Here is an 18,429-nt window from a genome sequence, read left to right on the forward strand (position 1 = left end):
TTCTTTTTTAGGTGCTACCAGTTATTATGCAGAAATTGTTAAAAACGATGATTATCGGCTAATTATTAGCACTATCACTCTCACATTACTTTTAAGTCCGTTTTGGATTAGCCTGATCAGAAAAATATCAAAGTTACTATAAGTATTATTTCTCAGTTTCTTAAAGAACATTATCGCTTTAATTTGATTTTTTTTGACTTCAAAATCTTATTAATTCAATTGCCATCAAAATTATAACGAAAGATATTATTATGGCTTCTTTCTTCGAAACCATAACCCTGTACGCTGGTGGTGTCATTACTATCATTCAAACTAATAAACTCTACTCCTTTTTTTCGTATACCAGATATCATATCAATAAGATTCTTTAGAGAACGTGGGTTTGGCCGAACTTTTTCTATATTCTCAATAATATTGGAGAAATGCTCTATTGCATTTTGACGGTAAATACAAACTTTAATAACACTATGTAATAATTACTGCTTCATAAACCATTGTCACACATTTTGCTTAAATTACTGTAATTAATTGACAATGTGCTAATCTTAATTAACAGTTAAAGCTCTGAAAACAGTATCTTCCATAACGAATAACGAAAGTACCTTTTGGACTCCCTTAGACAATGCTGCTAAAATATTTCCGGCCATTAGGAGCAAGGAAAACACAACTGTAATGCGACTTACAGCCAATTTAAAGGAGAGGGTCAGAATTAGTAGTCTTTTTAAAGCAGTGAAGCGCGCTGAAAGAAGATTTCCATATTTTAAAGTGAGTTTACATGGTGGTTTTTTCTGGTACTACCTCGAACAAGTTAATGATCAGATAAGTATTCAACATGATAATGCAGTTGCTTGTAAAGCTTTTAACCGAAAGACCGAAAATAATTTACTTGTGAGAATACTAGTTTATAAAAATAAGATTAGCGCTGAATTTTCTCACATACTTACGGACGGCTACGGTTTATTAACCTTTTTAAAAACTATACTAATATATTATTTTCAGGATAAAGGTATACTTGAAGCGAACCGGATAGATAGATTTTATACAATGCAAGCCGATAAAGAGGAATTTGAAGATGCCTATAACAGATATTTTAAAGAGAATATACCTCATGTAATTAAGCAAGCAAAAGCATTTCATTTACCTTTTCTTTTAAAGAAAAAACCACGATTTGATCTTTTATTTGCCATATTATCTATTGAGCAAATAAAACAAAAAGCAAAGGAAAAAGGTGTAAGCATTACAGATTACCTGGTTGCCGTTTATTTATTGACACTGCAAGATATCTATCATCAATATAAGAGAAATAGAATCTACTTATCCAGTAATATCGCAAGGATACAGGTACCGGTAAACATTCGAAATATATATCCTACAAAATCAATGCGTAATTTTTCGCTTTTTGTTATGCCGGAAATTGACTTTCGCCTAGGGGAATATACATTTGATGAGATATTAAAAGTTGTGTATCATAAAATGCAGTTAGAAACTGATGAAAAACTGATCAGCAAAATCATTTCCCGTAATGTTAGTAGTGAACGAAATTTAATTGTGAGGGGAATTCCCATTTGGCTCAAAAGCATTATTCTGTATTATAAATACCATTCTCAAGGAACCAACATGTATAGCGGTGTTTTAACAAACCTGGGAAAAGTAGAATTGCCGGATCCGATTCGCAAAAAAGTCGATTATTTCACAATATCACCTCCTCCTCCTAACAAGAAGCTCAAGATCAACTGTGGTGTAATAGGTTATGAGGATACACTTACTTTAAGTTTTGGTAACATTACTGATTCCAATGAATTTGAACGAGGATATCTTCACTTTCTCTCTCAGCAAGGTATTAATATTAGAATAACCAAACACTAAAATTTGTTTATGAACTATTGTAAAAATTGTGAAGTAGAATTGGATGACGATTTGATATTCTGCCCTTTATGTGGACTAAGATCCGGCGAAGAACCAGTCACCGTGAAGAATTCAGAAGAGATACATAATAAACTTAGAGATAGAACTTTAAATGAAATTGAAAGCCTAAGCCTAACTCAAAAACTAAAGCTATTTCGGAAGATATCCGGTATTATTTTGATATCCGGTATTATAATCACACTTACTATAAACTTCATAATAAGCCACAATATCAATTGGGCTAAGTATAATTTAATAGCTTCAATAGTTACTTTTTCGAATATTAGTTTTGTTACCTTTTTGCGAAGAAAACCCTTCCTTATGATAATTAGCAGCTTAATGTCTTTAATATTGATGTTTTTAATAATAGATTATTTTAATGGCGAAAGTAATTGGGGTATTAAATTGGCGATTCCTATTGTTACATCCTTTTATGTTTTAACACTTGTTGTTTTAGTATTAATTCGAATATCAAATCAAATAGGATTCAATATATTAGCTATTGTTTTTATGGCCATAGCCTTACTTTTACTTTGTATTGAAACTTTTGTTTGTCTATATTCTCATCCAATAATAATACTTAACTGGAGTATGATTGCAGGTGCTTCATTAATGCCCATTGCAGGCTTATTGTTTTTTATACATTATAAACTTAAAAAGGGAATAGAGCTAAAGCGATTTTTTCATATTTAAAATCCTGATAGTAATTCTAACCAAAGATTACGCTCCAATACGTAATAAAGTAAAAAGGTAGCTATCCAGCCATGCGTAATACCAATTGCCCAAAGGTTACGCCATTTAAGGTAGACTGAAGCCAATACCAATTCGAGACAAAAGGCGTAAATCATCAGAAAAGCATTTGGATAATGAATGATACCAAACAAGGTTGATACAATAAAAACTAAAATAATAGTATTGGTATTCCCTGAAAGATATTTTATTACAAAAACTAGAATAATCTCAAGCATAATAAATTGTTGCATAACTCCCCAAACTGGATACAAAAGAAAAACCAGTAAAATGTGCCAAGATATATCGAGAGTATTTTTATTATATGCATAAAACAAACAAGCCAAACAATTGAGTAGAAAGAAAGGTAATAAAATGATTATCGATTGTTTGAAATTATGAAATTTTAATATTTCGAACTCTTTATGTGTTCTATTACGAAACAATATGTAGCTAATCCAAAAAAACGATATGCCGACAATATATATACTCCTGACGCTCAGGCAGTCAATCAACAAATACTTTAAAAAGGCTGTTAAGAACACAGCAATAAGTTCAAAATTCTTTTGTATCCATTTTACCAACTTAACTTACAGTTTTTTCTTTGTTGTAATTTATCATTTTTTCCATAAAAATCGGCCTTAACATGTCCCTTTTTCCTTTGTTTGAAAATCCCAGACCTCATCATTTAATACTTGTCGTTCTTCTATTATAGAGAGCTTACTTCCTTCAATATATTGTACCTCAGCAAAATTTTTAAAGAATTTATCAAAATATGTATAATACTCTTCTACGCTTAAAAAGCGAATAAACACTCTTGGGTATCATATCTTTTGAATTATTAACCTACTTTCATTTAAAACCTATAACTTTTTAATCACATAAAACAATTGTTAAATACACTTAATTGACTAATATTCAGGGAGTCCAATACTGTTTTTCAATGTCCTCTTGTTGATTTTTTATTACATTCTTAATTTATGGCAAAAAATACTGCAAATTGTTATACAATTGGTAGTTTAATTTACACCATTCACACATTTATTGTTTTATTCGAGCTTAATCCGGTAACTTTAAGTACAAAATGGAATATACACTAGAAATATTTGAATATTTTTTAGTGTTATATACAAAACAACCTTAGAATAAAAAGAATGATAGGAGCAATTCATATAGATCCCGTTCTTTCCAATTTTGTAATCCTTTCTATGGTTATAATTACAGTAGGCATTGTTCTGCGCTTGTTTAAACAGCCATCGATGGTAACTTACATAGTTGTTGGAATTATGGTTGGTCCATACGGTTTTGCAGTTGTTACAGATGAAATTCTGATTACTAACCTGGGTTCACTGGGCCTTGTCCTGTTGTTATTTTTTATTGGCATGGAAATCCACCTTCCGAATTTAATTACGAATTGGAGGATATCTGTGTTTGGAACTATCATACAAATAATTCTTAGTATATTGATTGTTTGGCTTCTGGGACAATATTTCAACTGGGAACTAAATCAGGTTGTTATGCTTGGTTTTGTTATTAGTTTGAGTAGCACGGCAGTTATTGTTAAACTTTTGCAGGAAAGAAATGAGATGCAGACAAAAGCAGGGCAGAATGTACTTGGCGTTTTGCTGGTGCAGGATTTATTAATTGTCCCCATGATAATAATCCTAGGCTACATGGGTGGCGACAGGCCTAGTATTTCAGAAGTATTAAATCAAATAGTTGGAGGTATATTTATTGTTGGCATTATCATTTATATTTTAAAAAAGAAGAAAATTAAACTGCCATTTATAGGATATTTAAGAAAAGACCATGAAATACAGGTTTTTGTGGCCTTCGCATTATGTTTCGGTTTCTCAATACTGACCGCTTTGCTTGGTTTATCTTCTGCTTTAGGGGCTTTTGTTGCCGGTATTATATTGGGTTCAACCAAATCGACTAAATGGGTACATGATAGCCTTCATGCTTTTAAAATAATGTTTGTTGCTCTTTTTTTCGTCTCGGTGGGTATGCTTATCGATCTAAAATTTTTACAAGAAAATGCAATTACAATTAGTGCATTAGTGTTAATGGTTTTTATTGTAAACTATGTTATAAATGTATTGATTATGCGTCTTTTTCGTAATAGCTGGAAAATTAGTATGTATGCCGGGGCTTTATTATCACAAATTGGTGAATTTAGTTTTATTCTAGGTGCTACCGGTTATTATGCAGGAATTATTAAAAACTATGATTATCAGCTAATTATTAGCATAATCGCTCTCACATTACTTATAAGTCCGTTTTGGATTAGCCTGACCAAAAAAATATCAAGGTTAATATAAATATTATTTCACAGTTTCTTATAGAACCTTCTCGCTTTAATTTGGTGTTTTCTGACTTCAGAATCTAATTAATTCACTTGTCTTCAAGACTATAACGAAAGAAATTTTTAAGACTTCTTTCTTCGAAACTATAACCCTATACACTGGTGGTGTCAATACTATCATTCAAACTAATAAACTCAACTTCTTTTTCTATAAAACAGATACCATTTCAATAAGATGCTATAGAGAATGTTCCAATCTATCTAATTTTTAAACAACCAATACATCACCTTCGCTGGTATGTTCTAACATCTTTTCGAATTCCAGACGTTCTTTTGCTGCACTTCTTGTTTCCTAAAATATTTTTGTACAACCAATTTTTACCAGTGCTTCCACTTGCATCTCCAAATTCTGGTCTTTAGTAGATAGCCCTGCATAACCGATTTTCATAACTGTCTCTTTTAAGGTTAATCCGTGAAACCCATTATTAAAACCTGTTTTTGAGACTGTCAATGTCAGTCCTGATTACAGAAGATAAAATCGTCTCAGCAAACGGTGGTTTAATTAAACTATTCTCCTTTCACATCTCGCTTCATACGTGCAATAGCCTCCTCATCCCTATACACATTAAAAATAGTATCAAGTCTACTGACAGCATCTTCATTGACATTATTGGTTTCCTTAAGGTATTGCAACTGAATATCACTATCCTTCAATCTTTGGTTATCATTCAGCAAATAAACATTGAATAAAATTGACACAGTAGATAGAATCTGAAAAACTATAACCTTAACTATTAATTGCTTTCGCTTCTTAAGGCTCTGCATAACTTCTGCATGTAACGTTTGACTAACAGATGTTTGCTTTTCTATCGCAGGAAGTATCTTGACAATTTCGTCGAATAAATCACTTTTGGAAGAATTAATGATTCCACTTATTGATTTCAGAAAATAATTGACGACACTTTCGATTGTTATCGACCTATCTTTTTGCTTCTCCATAGTGGAAATAATTTCACTTTTTGCCAGTTCATGATTGTAATTGACATCATCCAGCTTCTCATTCATTTGCGCCAACTTCTCTTTGATTTCTTCAAACATGGCTGTCGTCATTTCATTTTTCGTCATGGTTTTCTGTTTTTAGAATTTAGGGCCAAAGCGGCGTTTCTTGTATCTGGATATATTTTGTTGTTTTCTTTTCTGTTGCTGCTCATGTAGGCTGTGTACATAATCTGGATGGAGCAATTCTGCACCAATCTTCAAGGCATTGAAGGTTTTACAATCTAACTTTTCATAGTAGGAATATGACGCCTTATGTGCATTACAATAGAGTTGATAACTGATTTTAGAATAACTAAACTGTCGGTCAATTTTGGAACCATTAAAGCTTAGTTTATCTTTTCGAAAGATGACACCCTGAATTTCATCCGTCTGCCCTTTGTATTTGTAGGTAATCGTTATCTCTTTTTGACCTAACTGATTTTCCAGATCCTTCCAATTCTTGCATTGCGGTATCGCTTGCTTCAGCGATTCATAGATTTCATACTTGGCTTTGTCTGCACCCTTTAACCGGTGTGTTTTAACGTGTTCTTTTCCTTTCGCAAAATAGAGATGATGCTGCCGAGTCAGATCCTTGCAGATTCGCTCACTTCTTATCCGGTCATTTTTATCCGAGATGGTCTTGCCATTAAAATCCACTCGATTTATAATTAAATGAATATGAGGATGCTCTTTGTCGTAATGCCGGGCCATCAGGTATTGCGTTTCATCAATATTCATTTTCTCCATGTAGGTCCTACCGATATCTATCATCAAATCATTGGTGAGCTTTGCTTTATCATTGGCTGAGAAATCAAGCGAAATATGATAGACAGGTTTGGTAATGCGTTTATTGAGTTCTACCTGACTTTGGAAACTCTGAATAATGGATTCGGTATCTTTCAAGCGCAAACCATCTGAGCACAATAATTCAGTTCCTTTCTTTTCATCCAGAACATAGCTGACGATTCCTCGAAAAAATTTGCCTTTCACTATTTTAGCTATCATACTAGATTTGGTTTAAAAGTTGGTCAATTTGATTGGCCAAATGCAAGTATTCACTTCTTGCATTGTTGTAGCCTTGCCCATTGGCTTTCCTGGCAATTTGATTCAGATTATTGGCCATGCCACATAGTTGACGAATCAGTTTTTGATGCTCCGGGCTGAGACGCTCTTTGACTGAACTGTTATGAATGCATTGTCGCATATATTCGCTCTTGGTCATGCCAGCTTCCATTGCCTTTGACTTTAAGGTATAGTAATCCTCTGTGGACATTTTCACATCCACTTTATACTTCTTTTTCTGGGAAGCACTTAATCGAGGCCGGCCACCTTTATTTGTCATTTTCTACTCTGTTTTTTAGACCAACGGGATGCTTTTTCAAGGTTTTGGTCGTACCAAAACATAAACTTGCTAATAGCTTCGCTTAAGAGACAAGCATTAATATCTCTTTAGATATTTTGCAATTCGTAGCATTCGGCATTTTCTCTTTCTAATACATACATTTGGGCTTTTTTACATACGTAAGCCACCCATTTTTTGGAGGTCATGGTTTGGCAAAAGGAAGCGGAATAAAAATCCCTGTGCTATGGGAAGAAAAATCAATTCAAACAGATTTTGAGCGGACAGAGCAAAGGGCTTGTATTTTGCGGCACGCAATAATAATAAGCTTTTTGCTGTCGGGACTGTGCATTGGGAAGAAAGATGTGTTTGAATGATTTTGGCGTGTTTATGCCGAACACTTTTGTATCAAACCATGGCCGTTCACACCTTTGCTGAAGCATGTATAAAAAAGCATAGCTTTCAAAAAAATCTTTGATTTCCATGTTAGTGGTTTTAAAGTATATTTCTTTCTCTTTAAATTACCAACACCCTTATTACCAAACAATAAGTAAAACAATACAAATCAATCCAAATTATACGATTTTCTGATTTTGGACGTCATTTTTTACAAAACAGACGAAAAGCAATAGAGATTATTTTTCTGAAAATGTAAGGGAAAACATCAAACTTCTACCGTATCTTTTCTCCCTCCTCCTTCAAAAAATAATAACCCTTTCTTCTCATGTAAGGGTATATAAACGACATCCAAACATGTCGCCCTTGCATTGAGCGAAAGTTCTATTTCTCATTCTTACGAAGGAGCGATACACTATACGGCAGCAATAATTAAAAGAGACGAATACTACATTGCATACACCGTGTATTTTTTCTCTTGGGAGGGAGCTCTGACTATTGGCAGAAAGATGCTAAGAATAATTCACGCCCCATTACTACCTACTTTTTGAAAGAATAATAAGTAGCTTTATTCACCTTATAAATTCATCGGTTTATTATGAGAGTACAGTACTGCTCCGACTTGCATTTGGAATTTCATGAGAATAAGGCATTCTTACAAAAGAATCCTATTCCGGTGAAGGGTGATGTCTTAATCCTGGCTGGAGATATTGTGCCATTCAAAGTACAAAATGAACATGATGACTTCTGGGATTACTTGTCAAACAACTTTCAGTATGTTTATTGGGTACCTGGAAATCACGAATACTATTATTCCGATATATCTGAATACTCAAGCTCTATTTATAAGAAATTAAGGGATAATATTATTTTGGTCAACAACACCTCGGTGATGCACAACGATGTGCGTTTTATCTTCACTACTTTATGGACGGACATTTCTCCAACAAATCAATTTATCATTCAATACCGGATGTCGGATTTTAGGGTGATTAGAGGTGGAGATGATATTTTTACGCCAGAACGATACAATCAACTGCATAGTGAGAGCCTTAAATTTCTTAGGTCAGAGCTGGCTATAACAGCTATTGAAAAAACAGTAGTAGTAAGCCATCATGTGCCCACATATTTAAATTATCCCGAAAAATATAAAGGAGATACTCTTAATGAAGCCTTTGTTGTAGAATTAAAACACTTGATTGAAAATTCAGACATTGATTACTGGATTTTTGGACATCACCACCAAAACAGATGTGATTTTACAATAGGTAAAACACAACTATTGAGTAGTCAATTGGGCTATGTAAGACACAATGAGCATTTTGAATTTTGCAACAATTCTTCATTTATTGTTTGATTATTAATTTAATAAACTTAATATTGCACAATAAATACATCGGGTTTATTGTGCAAAAAACATGTTTATCAACTATTTATGGAAGTATTAAGGCAATATATAGAAACCACAATAGGAGAAGATGTACAGTTTGAGAATTTGGAGGCTGCACAAAAGACTAAACTACCTTTTTATTTAAGCCAGACTTATCAGCTGTTTGCAGCCCATTTGTTTAACCATGAGCTTATTTTTGCCAAACTCATCGATACAGACAGCTTCACGGTTTCGCAGTCTGCCAATAATTTATTGAAATTACATAGCTTGCTCAATAAACCTATTGTGCTCGTGCTTGATGAGATTGCATCATATAATCGCCTTCGATTGATCGATAAGCGTGTAAACTTTATCGTTCCGGGAAAACAAATGTTTTTACCTGAGCTGTTTGTTGATTTGAGAGAGTCGTTTGCAAAATCACAACCTGAACAACAAAAGCAAACTTTAACGCCATCGTCACAATTTCTACTTCTGTTTCATTTATTGAACCAGGATAGTCAATGGCATATCGGAGAAAAAACATTTAAGGAAATTGCCGAAAGATTAAGCTATACAGCAATGTCAATCACCAAAGCGGTTGAAAATCTAAAGCAGTTAGATTTAGTTACTACTGTAGGTGAGAAAGAGAAGTATATCCGGTTTAAACATGATAAGGTGGAACTATGGAGTCAACTTGAAGAGCAAAATCTTTGGAAGACGCCGGTATTAAAACAAATTTATTTGGATGAGTTGCCATCTAACGCAGTGACACTATTTAGCAATACATCTGCTTTACCTGAATATAGCGATGTAAATCCAAGCCGTCAGGAATTTCTGGCCATGGATAAAAACAACTTCTATTCTCTGAGAAAAAGTAATGCACTAATTGAAACGAATGCGAATGAAGGCCGCTACTGTCTGGAAATATGGAAATACAACCCTGTATTATTAGCTAACCTGGTGCAAGACGGTAATTCGGTAGTTGATCCGCTTTCGTTGTACCTATGCTTAAAAAGCGAGACTGATGAGCGTATTGAAATGGCGCTGGAACAGATTAAAAAGAAATTCTTATGGTAAGAGGACTGGCTACTTTTAAAGAATATTTCAAAGACTATTCCGATAATTATATAATTATTGGCGGATCGGCCTGTGACGTCATTATTGATGAAGCTGGTTTTGAACCCAGGGCAACAAAAGATATTGACATCATTTTAATTGTTGAGGCCTTAACTCCTGAATTCGTCAAGAAGTTTTGGGATTTTATCCGTGATGGAGAATACCAACAAAAAGAAAAGAGTGAGGATGAACGAAGATACTATCGTTTTATAAACCCGAAGAATAATGCGTTTCCACAACAGCTTGAGTTATTTTCCAAAATTCCTGATTTATTGGACTTGGAAGGAGAGCCACACTTAACGCCTATCCCTGTTGAGGATGATTTATCAAGCCTTTCGGCTATTTTAATGGATGAGGCATATTACAAGTTTACTATTGAGCATAGTAGTATTGAAGAAGGAGCGCATATTGCGGCACCTGAAACACTCATCTGTTTAAAGGCAAAAGCATACTTGGATTTGACTGAGCGAAAAAGCTAAAGGCGAGAGAATTGATGAACGCAATATCAGGAAGCACAAGACCGACATTTTTCGCTTGGCAGTATTGCTTCCTCCTGAGCAAAAATACAAGTTTCCAGATGGGATTAAAGCCGATTTAAAGACTTTCACAGTTGCTATTGAAAACGACTTACCTGATAAGTCCATTTTTAAGCAGATGGGGATGGGAAATATCGATGTTAAGGCAGTTTACGAGCAGCTAATTAACATTCTTTAACATGCCTGAAATTGAGCGTTTTTTGCTAAAAATGGATTAACCCGTTTTTTTAGCAAAAAATATATCGCTAACTTGCAATGTATCAAAGGATATCAAATGCAATCAAAAATACTTGCGGGACATTAGGTAAATCTGAGGATAGTTAAAATCTTAATGTCAGTATATCAACAACATACAGGTGAAAAAATCGATTCCCGTCGGGACTACAAAAAGCCTGCAATCTTTTGATTTGCAGGCTTTTGTATTTTATAGGTGGCAAATTAGTTTGAAAAAATCTTATATATATTGCTCTTCTTTTTTATTGGCACATTGAATTCCATACCAACCTCCTCACTATCTATAGATTATATCTAGGCTAAATGTATTACTACGGTTAAGATTTTTTGATTATACTCCCAAAATCCGCTAAAGTCAGGGCTAATTTATGATGACCTGTTATGGATCGTTACTAAAACAATGATAATCCTAGAATTACATATAAGCTACTATAGTTCGAGCTCCAATAATTGTATTTGCTTAGAATATCCCGATTTGAATTATAACGTATTTCTAAACTATATTTATCCTTGAGTTTATAACCTGCCCCCAAAGCAAAATTTCTGCTTGATTCGATCTCAACTTCTTTCGTAGGATAATCATCACTTCTTAAGAGACTAATAGATGAATTGATTTGAATATCATAAGCATAAAAAGAGGCATTCACAAACAGTTTTGATTTATCGTTAAGAAAGAAATAGTGTCGCAAACCTATTGGCAATTCTATAGAATTGTAATTAATTTTTGATTTAAGAACTTTATGCTCGGGTACTTCCGTTGGTTGCTCTTCTTTAAAAGACTGATAAGTTGGCTCGATTATTATGGCCCATTTATTCATATTAAATGGTAGAATGAATTCTGCTTCAAATCCAACCCTAACTCCAATATTATTGCCAAAATCAGGTTTTATTGTAGGTAAAAGAGAATTTTGTATATCTAAGCTGTTATAATTTAAACCTGGTCTGAATGTTAAATTGAATAAATCATTCTTTTGTTTTGATTCAGCATAATTGATAAAATTTGAACCGGCACACTCGTTATATTTTACAAATAGTTTTATTAAATTACCTTTGGAATACTTAAGTCGTTCGATATCATTTAATCCTATTTCTTCACATTTTAAGTTTAGATATAGTTGCTGTTTAAATAAATTATTCTCTTTTATTTTACCTTCATGTATATATTGTTTATATACTAATTGATTTATTTCGGAATCGTCTAGATTATAAAACAATCGGGATAATTCTCCTTCTTCGTAAAGAAATAATGACGCGCGCCCCTCAATAAGGACTTTTAGAAATAGCAATTCTTCTTTTGAGGTGGAATTTCTTTCAAAACCTATTTTATCAATATGATCAATGGATCTGTCAATTTTGGTGTTAGCCCTGATATATTTGCAAAAATCATTAATTACAAATTCTTTAACAGTGTGAATTGTAGCTTTTTGAACTTCCTCGTTTGGCGAAAGTTTATACATAAATTCGGTGGGATTATCTAACCAGTCAATGTTCTTTATTAAACACTCAATTTTCTTGTTTGATTCATCGATGAAATATCCATTCTCAAAAGAAATCTGAGAATATGATTTAATGAATGAAATTGTAATTAAGGCGATTACTAACTGTTTTCTCATTTTTTATAAATTTTTTATGTTCTCAAACCTGGTTTCGTAAAACCAATAACGTTGGCTAGATGAAGCGTATGGCTATTTAAGGAACCAAACCTTCCAAAACTCCGCTGAGCCAAATCTTTTATTTGTTTTTATCTTTTCATTTTAAAGCCAAATCGACTATTTGGCGTTGATTGCCATTGCTGAGATGATTCAAAATTGAGGCGAACCACTTTTGCGACATTTCAGCGTGTTAGTGGCCGTATTTTATATTTCTGTAAGGTTTAATATAGCGTAACAATTAAATGTCTGTGAAGTCTCAGCATCTTGAAATTCGCATGTAAATACGAATGAATTCTTACTAGTAATATTCACATTACTAAAACTCCAACGACAGCCTTTAGCAAGGTAAGAGTTACAACCTGGAGGATAAAATTCCAGTCTCTTTTTAAGTTTCTTATCAACAATATCATAGACTGTAATTCCTCCTGATACATATACCCAATCATCCCAATCATAGGTAATTAGAGTTTGACTTTTAGGCGATGAAACAATATGCTGTTTTAGTTTTTCCTTGTTGCCTGTTTTTTTGTTAATCAATACACAATCATGAGCTTCATAATACTGTCCAGCAAACAAATAAGAATTTATCTCATCAATAAACCCAGCATATTTATAAGCAGAGAAACTCATATGTCCGATGTCTTCATTATTTAATGAGTCTTTAATTCCTGAGTCTAACTTAAAAACAAAAGTAGAATCATTAACTCTCTTTGTATTTTCATCAGTATTTTCCTTCCAATCTACATGATGTATATTTTCATATTTATTTGATTGGTTTATAGCTGTCAGTTTATCAAACTCATATTTTCCAATTTTCCTAATTGAAATCTTGAATCTATCTAAATCGTATTTTGCGATTGAACGTATTAAACTATCAGTAACATATTCATTATATTCTTTTGACGCAGAAACTTTGTTTTCGACTTTCTGCATTTTGATGTTGCTTCTTGTCTCTATCAGGCTTAATTCTAAACGCTTAACGTATTTATTAAGATTCTTAATTATAGTTTTTTGATTCTCAACTTTCTCTACCAATGGCTCAATCCTAGACTTTGAATTGGTCAAAAGTAGCGCCAAACTAATGCAGGTCAAGAAGAGTAAAATAATTATTAACCAGTGTATTCTGTTGTGATTCATTTGTTATTACGTAATTGGTTTTTTATATGCCCACTAACGGTGGCTACATGAATCGGGGTGCATTTGCGGAATATTAACTTGTCATGCTATAACAAAGGGTTCATGCGGCAAACTAGCTTCCAAAACAACGCTACCGCACCCTTATTTATTGTAGCGTGTTGCCCAACGTTATTTTATAATAAATTAATCCTTAATGCAACGAACTGAAAATCCATTATTTTTGTTGTCCAGATTACGCATAATTGCATCATTCAGACAATAAAGTAGCCGACTATATGCATCGTTACCATTTTCTGTACCACTCCACCATGTTCCTAGGAAGCTAGCATCATAGAAACCACTATTACTATAATGACGACCTCCGCTAGGAGGAGCTGAAAAATCATAATCATTGGTGCCATTGCCAGTTGAATACCATCCAGAATTTGCTTTCAATTTAAGTCCTTCCGTTGTACCTCGATAACCTGTAGCATTTAAATCTGATTCTGATATTCCAAGGAATCGTTCTAGTATCTGCCACTCTTCATCTGACGGTACATGCCATCCTGATGGACATAGTTTATTAGTCTCAATAGTGTACCAGTTATAAAGTGCTCCATAATTATTATCATTCGCAAATGTTTCATCGTTATCATACCAACAATATGCTCCAATAGATATATCTGCCCATAAAGCATTGTCTGTTATTTTATGAATTGCTGTTCCATCATTATAAGTTGTTGTTCTCAAATTCTCAGACATCCATGTTTGTGTTCCGATTAAAACAGTTTGATATTCATTACCATCATTATCTATTAAAATCCCTTGTGATGGCTGGTAAAATATAACACTATCCACTTCTGCTAATACATGTTCCCCAACAACAACACCATCTTTAATAATGTACATAGTTTCTTGAGCTTCAGTATTAGCTATAATTGATAAAGAAATAATTATTAGTAATAATATTCTATTAATTAATTTCATTTTAAGTCTAGTTTTTTAAGAATTTAATATTTTCAATTTTATCATAAGTATAAATACGACATAAGTACATTCCATTTCTTAAGTCTGATACATTAATACTTTTAAATGAGGTAAGAATTTCTTTCTTTAGCACTCTCCCCTGTAAATCAAATATTTCAACTTTCAAGACACATTCTAGAGCTATTTCGCTTTTTATATAAAATACATCATTAACTGGATTTGGGTAAAGTTGTAGCTTTTCTTCAGGTTGTTTTCTTTCTAATGGAATTTCAATCTTTGTACTTATGCCATTGAAATCAAGTCTTTTTAGACCACTTATGTCATAAGAGTTTGAACTTCCATCCATTTCATTAACATGTAAGTTACCTCCGGAAAAGGTTAGTTTCCTGATGTCATTGGTGTAAAAAAAGGAAAACCCTCCTGAACTCTCTTTCACATTTAATATGTTTTGTGCATTTAAACTTAAGAGTCCAAAACTCATAAATAGAGCTATATAAATCTTCTGTATTCTGTTCTGCATGTTTAGTTGTTGTAAAACATTTTGTATTCTTGTTGCTATGTCATTCCAATGTTGGGTAACTACTCGATATACGGCGTTATGCTTTGTATATATTCTATAGTAATTGACTTATATATGGTATTACTAAAAAATATATAGTATATATTTTTGCAGCACAAGGCTGTGATATCTAAGTTGTATTATTGCTTCACCACCCTCTCTTACACTCTCAATACACCCGGTTAGGTAAGATGGCCTATTTCCGATTAGCGCCACTAAATTAAATATTTTGCCTAAACAACAAGTACCATATTGATAAATATAATTAATCCGTTGACTAAAGGAGAAAATGTGCTCATATGGAAAGAATATGGGCAATCCACTCCTATAATTGTATTTTCATAAAACTCCAAACCGCATAACCCATTTATAAAACCAGTTTATGAGACTATTAATACTTGTGTATGTTAGGGAGGGTAAGATAGTCTCCCAAAACCGTGCTATTGCATGACTAACACATTACCTTCCCTGCTCTAAAGAGCTATCAAACTAATTTGCCTGCGATAACAGCAGTTTTGGATAGATAATATTACTCCTCCCACTTTACACCCACAAACTTTATATCTAATATATTTGACATATCACTACTCCTTCGTCAAACTCACTCATTCCATTTTATATTTCACCCACACGATTACCTTGAGTCCTTCTTAGCCTATTAGGCTGACACTCACAAAATGTTTCAGACCTACAGCCTGATATTTACACGATAACCATGATCAAGGGGCGATGCCCTTTGCTGCGATGTTTAAGGCTGTCAGCCTTATGCTTAGGTACATGATGTTTGAGTTGGAAGATGACTAACTGTCGAACTGATTAATTGTCGAACTGTCTATTGGCCAATCAGTCTATCATCTAATAGTCTATATCAACACCACTGGCGCAGTTTTGCAAACATTGCCTTTACAGATTTATTATTAATCAACTCATCTCTCCCCCGATGGCTATCGGGGTCCACGGATTATTGACTGGACCATTTGATTATTGTTACAACTAATCGCTACACGATTAGATAATCCGTGTAATCCGTGGTTCATCTTTTTTTTATTTATTTATATCATTGGCTTGTGTTATATTTTGCCTCTCTTAAAACCACCGTTTTCTTTTTTTTGACCACGCCCAGATGGCTATTTGAGTCTCACCGCTCTCCGCTTTGTCGAATTGTCGAGTTACTAAATGGAGGAATTGTTGAGTTATGCTTAAAAACCTTTATGGTGAGTTAAACAGATAAACTTTTAAACTAATAAACAGTCTCATGATCTAATGGTCTTCTAGTGCACAGTACTCGGTGCATAGTGCCCCTCTTACTACTCCCCCGATGGCTATCGGGGTCTCACCTTCCATTCCCTTCATCAACAGTTTAATATAATAAATAAACAAGACAGTTGATTTCTGAACAAAATATTTAATTTAGTGGCGCTAATCGGAAATAAACCATTCTGGAGCGGACTCATTTAGGTTAGGATATGTTTATATAGTCGTTTATAAACGTATAACCTGCTAAACGTTTATAAGTGTTTAATAAATGAGTATATAGATCTTATTTAGGGTGTAAAGAATTGGTGGGTGATAGCAGGAAGTTGGGCTTAATTTATGAGTAAAATCGACCCATAGATATGAAGAAAATATTGATTGCTATAATTCTTGGAGCTGTTTGCTATTCATGTATTAATCCCAAGGAAAATATTTTGAATCAAGACATATTTGAACTAATCATTAAGGATAGGATTCGATTAAACTCTACAGTTCAGATTCTTCAAGAAACAAATGATTCTTTAGGGATTTTCAATATCACACTCATTGAAAATTCGAATATTGATGTTGAACTTGATACAACAAGAAATAGGTTGGTTTTTCTTGGCGGACAATCTATTCCATTATCACATCCATTTTTTATGGATTCCGTTGATTACATTGACCATCAATTAGATCACTTGAAATCTTCTTCATGGGATACAACCTCTCTAGGCTTAAAAATAGAGATTGATTCACCATTAGAAGAACTTGGTGATAGTATAAAGTACAAGACATTGTGGTGGATAGACAAATATGTAAAAGACAAGGCTTTCCTGCAAATAGGTCAACCTATTTTTAATGTAAATGGGGAAGCTCTGGTTGCTACAGAGATAATGATAGAAGACTACGTGATAAATAAAATGTACATATTAAATAGGGTAAATGACAATTGGAAAATTATTGATTCGAACTCTTCAATTGGGAAATTTACACCTCCCGAAATTAAAGAAAAAACTAATCCCGATGGAACAATAGCAAGAACAGAGACACGCTATTTAATTTTTCTAGGGAATTATGATATTTAAAAAACTAAAGTTATGAAAATGCACCATACATCAACCATGATATACCATTTGCAATATCCTTAAGCCCAATGAGAATACTTGTTATATTATTTTCCCTAATGGCAACTGTTTCATTTGCTCAGGATAGTTGGCTAATTGATAAAAACGGATGTAAAGTATATAATCCTTACCCAAGAAAGCATGAATCTGTCGAATGGACAGGTGAATGCAAAGATGGCACTGCTAATGGTTATGGTAAGCTCATTTGGTATCTGAAAGGTAAGAAAACAAATAATGTTTATACCGGATTCATGAAGAATGGACGACCAGAAGGCAAAGGGAAATATGAAACGCAAACGAAGTTTTTTAAGGAAACCTTTGAAGGTGTATTTCAAAATGGAGAATTATCCTTTGGTACAATATATTCTTATTCAAAGCAAGATACTACAAAATATGTTGGTGAAATAACAAACTGGAAAGCTAATGGCCATGGTGTTATGTCGTTCTCTGATGGCGATTGGTTCAAAGGAGAATTTAAGGATAATTATTTTATAGACGGTGTTTACACAGTACCATCCCTGGGTTACAAAATTGAAAGTTCAGAATGGAAATATTATTCGACACCAAAAGGAACATTAACTTGGGGAGATGGATCGGTATACATTGGAGAACTGGAAGTATATCTTCCACATGGAAACGGAATGATCGTTTATCCTGATGGAGTCATTCAAAAAGGAAAATGGAGAAATGGAATATTAATAAAAATATTAGAAAGCGATTTGTAACACTCAGCCATTGGCACAGGTTTGCAATCTGTGTCTTTAAAAATTATTCAAACAATTAACATT

Annotated in this window: 16 protein-coding genes; 8 read left to right on the top strand and 8 right to left on the bottom strand. The window is 33.4% G+C overall.

Annotation, left to right across the window (positions count from 1 at the left end; translation table 11 throughout):
- Positions 1–672 precede the first annotated feature (672 nt).
- The gene (locus ACRD69_RS05325) at positions 673–1,866 is read left to right on the top strand and encodes a hypothetical protein (protein WP_430814033.1); all 1,194 of its coding nucleotides are present in this window, start codon (positions 673–675) and stop codon (positions 1,864–1,866) included.
- A 9-nt stretch (positions 1,867–1,875) separates the two neighbouring features.
- Positions 1,876–2,598 (top strand): DUF6320 domain-containing protein, encoded by a 723-nt coding sequence (locus ACRD69_RS05330; protein ID WP_430814034.1) that lies wholly within the window; start codon positions 1,876–1,878, stop codon positions 2,596–2,598.
- Here the strand turns inward: ACRD69_RS05330 and ACRD69_RS05335 are convergent.
- Entirely contained in the window at positions 2,595–3,179 is a 585-nt protein-coding gene (locus ACRD69_RS05335; protein ID WP_430814156.1) for a CPBP family glutamic-type intramembrane protease, read from the bottom strand. The two genes, ACRD69_RS05330 and ACRD69_RS05335, sit on opposite strands and share 4 nt — an antisense overlap.
- Positions 3,180–3,788: 609 nt before the next feature.
- On the opposite strand from ACRD69_RS05335, the gene ACRD69_RS05340 reads away from it, so the two are divergent.
- Positions 3,789–4,955 carry a cation:proton antiporter domain-containing protein gene (locus ACRD69_RS05340; protein ID WP_430814035.1) on the top strand — a complete coding sequence of 389 codons (1,167 nt, stop codon included), beginning with the start codon at positions 3,789–3,791 and terminating at the stop codon, positions 4,953–4,955.
- Between the two features lie 551 nt (positions 4,956–5,506).
- On the opposite strand, the gene ACRD69_RS05345 is transcribed toward ACRD69_RS05340, so the two are convergent.
- Genes ACRD69_RS05345 through ACRD69_RS05355 form a run of 3 tightly spaced genes read right to left on the bottom strand, consistent with a single transcriptional unit; the run spans position 5,507 to position 7,319 of the window.
- Positions 5,507–6,064: a hypothetical protein gene (locus tag ACRD69_RS05345; protein ID WP_430814036.1), complete on the bottom strand. Its 558-nt coding sequence runs from the start codon at positions 6,062–6,064 to the stop codon at positions 5,507–5,509.
- A gap of 12 nt (positions 6,065–6,076) precedes the next feature.
- A complete protein-coding gene (locus tag ACRD69_RS05350) occupies positions 6,077–6,982 on the bottom strand; it encodes a relaxase/mobilization nuclease domain-containing protein (RefSeq protein ID WP_430814037.1) in 906 nt (301 codons plus the stop codon).
- 1 nt (position 6,983) lies between these two features.
- The gene (locus ACRD69_RS05355) at positions 6,984–7,319 is read right to left on the bottom strand and encodes a plasmid mobilization protein (RefSeq protein WP_430814038.1); all 336 of its coding nucleotides are present in this window, start codon (positions 7,317–7,319) and stop codon (positions 6,984–6,986) included.
- A gap of 991 nt (positions 7,320–8,310) precedes the next feature.
- Here ACRD69_RS05355 and ACRD69_RS05360 point away from each other — a divergent pair.
- From ACRD69_RS05360 to ACRD69_RS05370, 3 genes are all read left to right on the top strand, one after another.
- Entirely contained in the window at positions 8,311–9,069 is a 759-nt protein-coding gene (locus ACRD69_RS05360; RefSeq protein WP_430814039.1) for a metallophosphoesterase, read from the top strand.
- Between the two features lie 78 nt (positions 9,070–9,147).
- Positions 9,148–10,158, top strand: coding sequence for a MarR family transcriptional regulator (locus ACRD69_RS05365; protein ID WP_430814040.1), 1,011 nt, complete (start codon positions 9,148–9,150; stop codon positions 10,156–10,158).
- Complete coding sequence (locus tag ACRD69_RS05370) at positions 10,152–10,676, top strand: hypothetical protein (RefSeq protein ID WP_430814041.1); 525 nt, start codon at positions 10,152–10,154, stop codon at positions 10,674–10,676. The genes ACRD69_RS05365 and ACRD69_RS05370 overlap by 7 nt, the downstream gene beginning before the upstream one ends.
- Before the next feature lie 683 nt (positions 10,677–11,359).
- Here ACRD69_RS05370 and ACRD69_RS05375 read toward each other — a convergent pair.
- From ACRD69_RS05375 to ACRD69_RS05390, 4 genes are all read right to left on the bottom strand, one after another.
- Entirely contained in the window at positions 11,360–12,580 is a 1,221-nt protein-coding gene (locus tag ACRD69_RS05375; protein ID WP_430814042.1) for an outer membrane beta-barrel protein, read from the bottom strand.
- Positions 12,581–12,823: 243 nt separating this feature from the next.
- Positions 12,824–13,696 (bottom strand): hypothetical protein, encoded by an 873-nt coding sequence (locus tag ACRD69_RS05380; protein ID WP_430814043.1) that lies wholly within the window; start codon positions 13,694–13,696, stop codon positions 12,824–12,826.
- A gap of 243 nt (positions 13,697–13,939) precedes the next feature.
- On the bottom strand, positions 13,940–14,722 hold the full coding sequence (locus ACRD69_RS05385) for a fibrobacter succinogenes major paralogous domain-containing protein (RefSeq protein ID WP_430814044.1): 783 nt from the start codon (positions 14,720–14,722) through the stop codon (positions 13,940–13,942).
- A gap of 7 nt (positions 14,723–14,729) precedes the next feature.
- Complete coding sequence (locus ACRD69_RS05390; RefSeq protein ID WP_430814045.1) at positions 14,730–15,203, bottom strand: T9SS type A sorting domain-containing protein; 474 nt, start codon at positions 15,201–15,203, stop codon at positions 14,730–14,732.
- 1,694 nt (positions 15,204–16,897) lie between these two features.
- Between ACRD69_RS05390 and ACRD69_RS05395 the strand changes: the two genes are divergently transcribed.
- Positions 16,898–17,602: a hypothetical protein gene (locus ACRD69_RS05395; protein ID WP_430814046.1), complete on the top strand. Its 705-nt coding sequence runs from the start codon at positions 16,898–16,900 to the stop codon at positions 17,600–17,602.
- A gap of 68 nt (positions 17,603–17,670) precedes the next feature.
- Positions 17,671–18,366 carry an MORN repeat-containing protein gene (locus ACRD69_RS05400; RefSeq protein ID WP_430814047.1) on the top strand — a complete coding sequence of 232 codons (696 nt, stop codon included), beginning with the start codon at positions 17,671–17,673 and terminating at the stop codon, positions 18,364–18,366.
- The last annotated feature ends 63 nt before the right edge of the window (positions 18,367–18,429 follow it).

The organism is Carboxylicivirga agarovorans, from assembly GCF_050589845.1.
GTDB lineage: Bacteria > Bacteroidota > Bacteroidia > Bacteroidales > Marinilabiliaceae > Carboxylicivirga > Carboxylicivirga agarovorans.

What these genes read in the sequence shown, in the direction of transcription:
- ACRD69_RS05375 (WP_430814042.1), bottom strand. Translation starts at nt 12,580, where the DNA reads ATGAGAAAACAGTTAGTAATCGCCTTAATTACAATTTCATTCATTAAA.
- ACRD69_RS05385 (WP_430814044.1), bottom strand. Translation starts at nt 14,722, where the DNA reads ATGAAATTAATTAATAGAATATTATTACTAATAATTATTTCTTTATCA.
- ACRD69_RS05325 (WP_430814033.1), top strand. Translation starts at nt 673, where the DNA reads ATGCGACTTACAGCCAATTTAAAGGAGAGGGTCAGAATTAGTAGTCTT.
- ACRD69_RS05355 (WP_430814038.1), bottom strand. Translation starts at nt 7,319, where the DNA reads ATGACAAATAAAGGTGGCCGGCCTCGATTAAGTGCTTCCCAGAAAAAG.
- ACRD69_RS05395 (WP_430814046.1), top strand. Translation starts at nt 16,898, where the DNA reads ATGAAGAAAATATTGATTGCTATAATTCTTGGAGCTGTTTGCTATTCA.
- ACRD69_RS05350 (WP_430814037.1), bottom strand. Translation starts at nt 6,982, where the DNA reads ATGATAGCTAAAATAGTGAAAGGCAAATTTTTTCGAGGAATCGTCAGC.
- ACRD69_RS05365 (WP_430814040.1), top strand. Translation starts at nt 9,148, where the DNA reads ATGGAAGTATTAAGGCAATATATAGAAACCACAATAGGAGAAGATGTA.
- ACRD69_RS05345 (WP_430814036.1), bottom strand. Translation starts at nt 6,064, where the DNA reads ATGACGAAAAATGAAATGACGACAGCCATGTTTGAAGAAATCAAAGAG.
- ACRD69_RS05330 (WP_430814034.1), top strand. Translation starts at nt 1,876, where the DNA reads ATGAACTATTGTAAAAATTGTGAAGTAGAATTGGATGACGATTTGATA.
- ACRD69_RS05340 (WP_430814035.1), top strand. Translation starts at nt 3,789, where the DNA reads ATGATAGGAGCAATTCATATAGATCCCGTTCTTTCCAATTTTGTAATC.
- ACRD69_RS05390 (WP_430814045.1), bottom strand. Translation starts at nt 15,203, where the DNA reads ATGAGTTTTGGACTCTTAAGTTTAAATGCACAAAACATATTAAATGTG.
- ACRD69_RS05400 (WP_430814047.1), top strand. Translation starts at nt 17,671, where the DNA reads ATGAGAATACTTGTTATATTATTTTCCCTAATGGCAACTGTTTCATTT.
- ACRD69_RS05360 (WP_430814039.1), top strand. Translation starts at nt 8,311, where the DNA reads ATGAGAGTACAGTACTGCTCCGACTTGCATTTGGAATTTCATGAGAAT.
- ACRD69_RS05370 (WP_430814041.1), top strand. Translation starts at nt 10,152, where the DNA reads ATGGTAAGAGGACTGGCTACTTTTAAAGAATATTTCAAAGACTATTCC.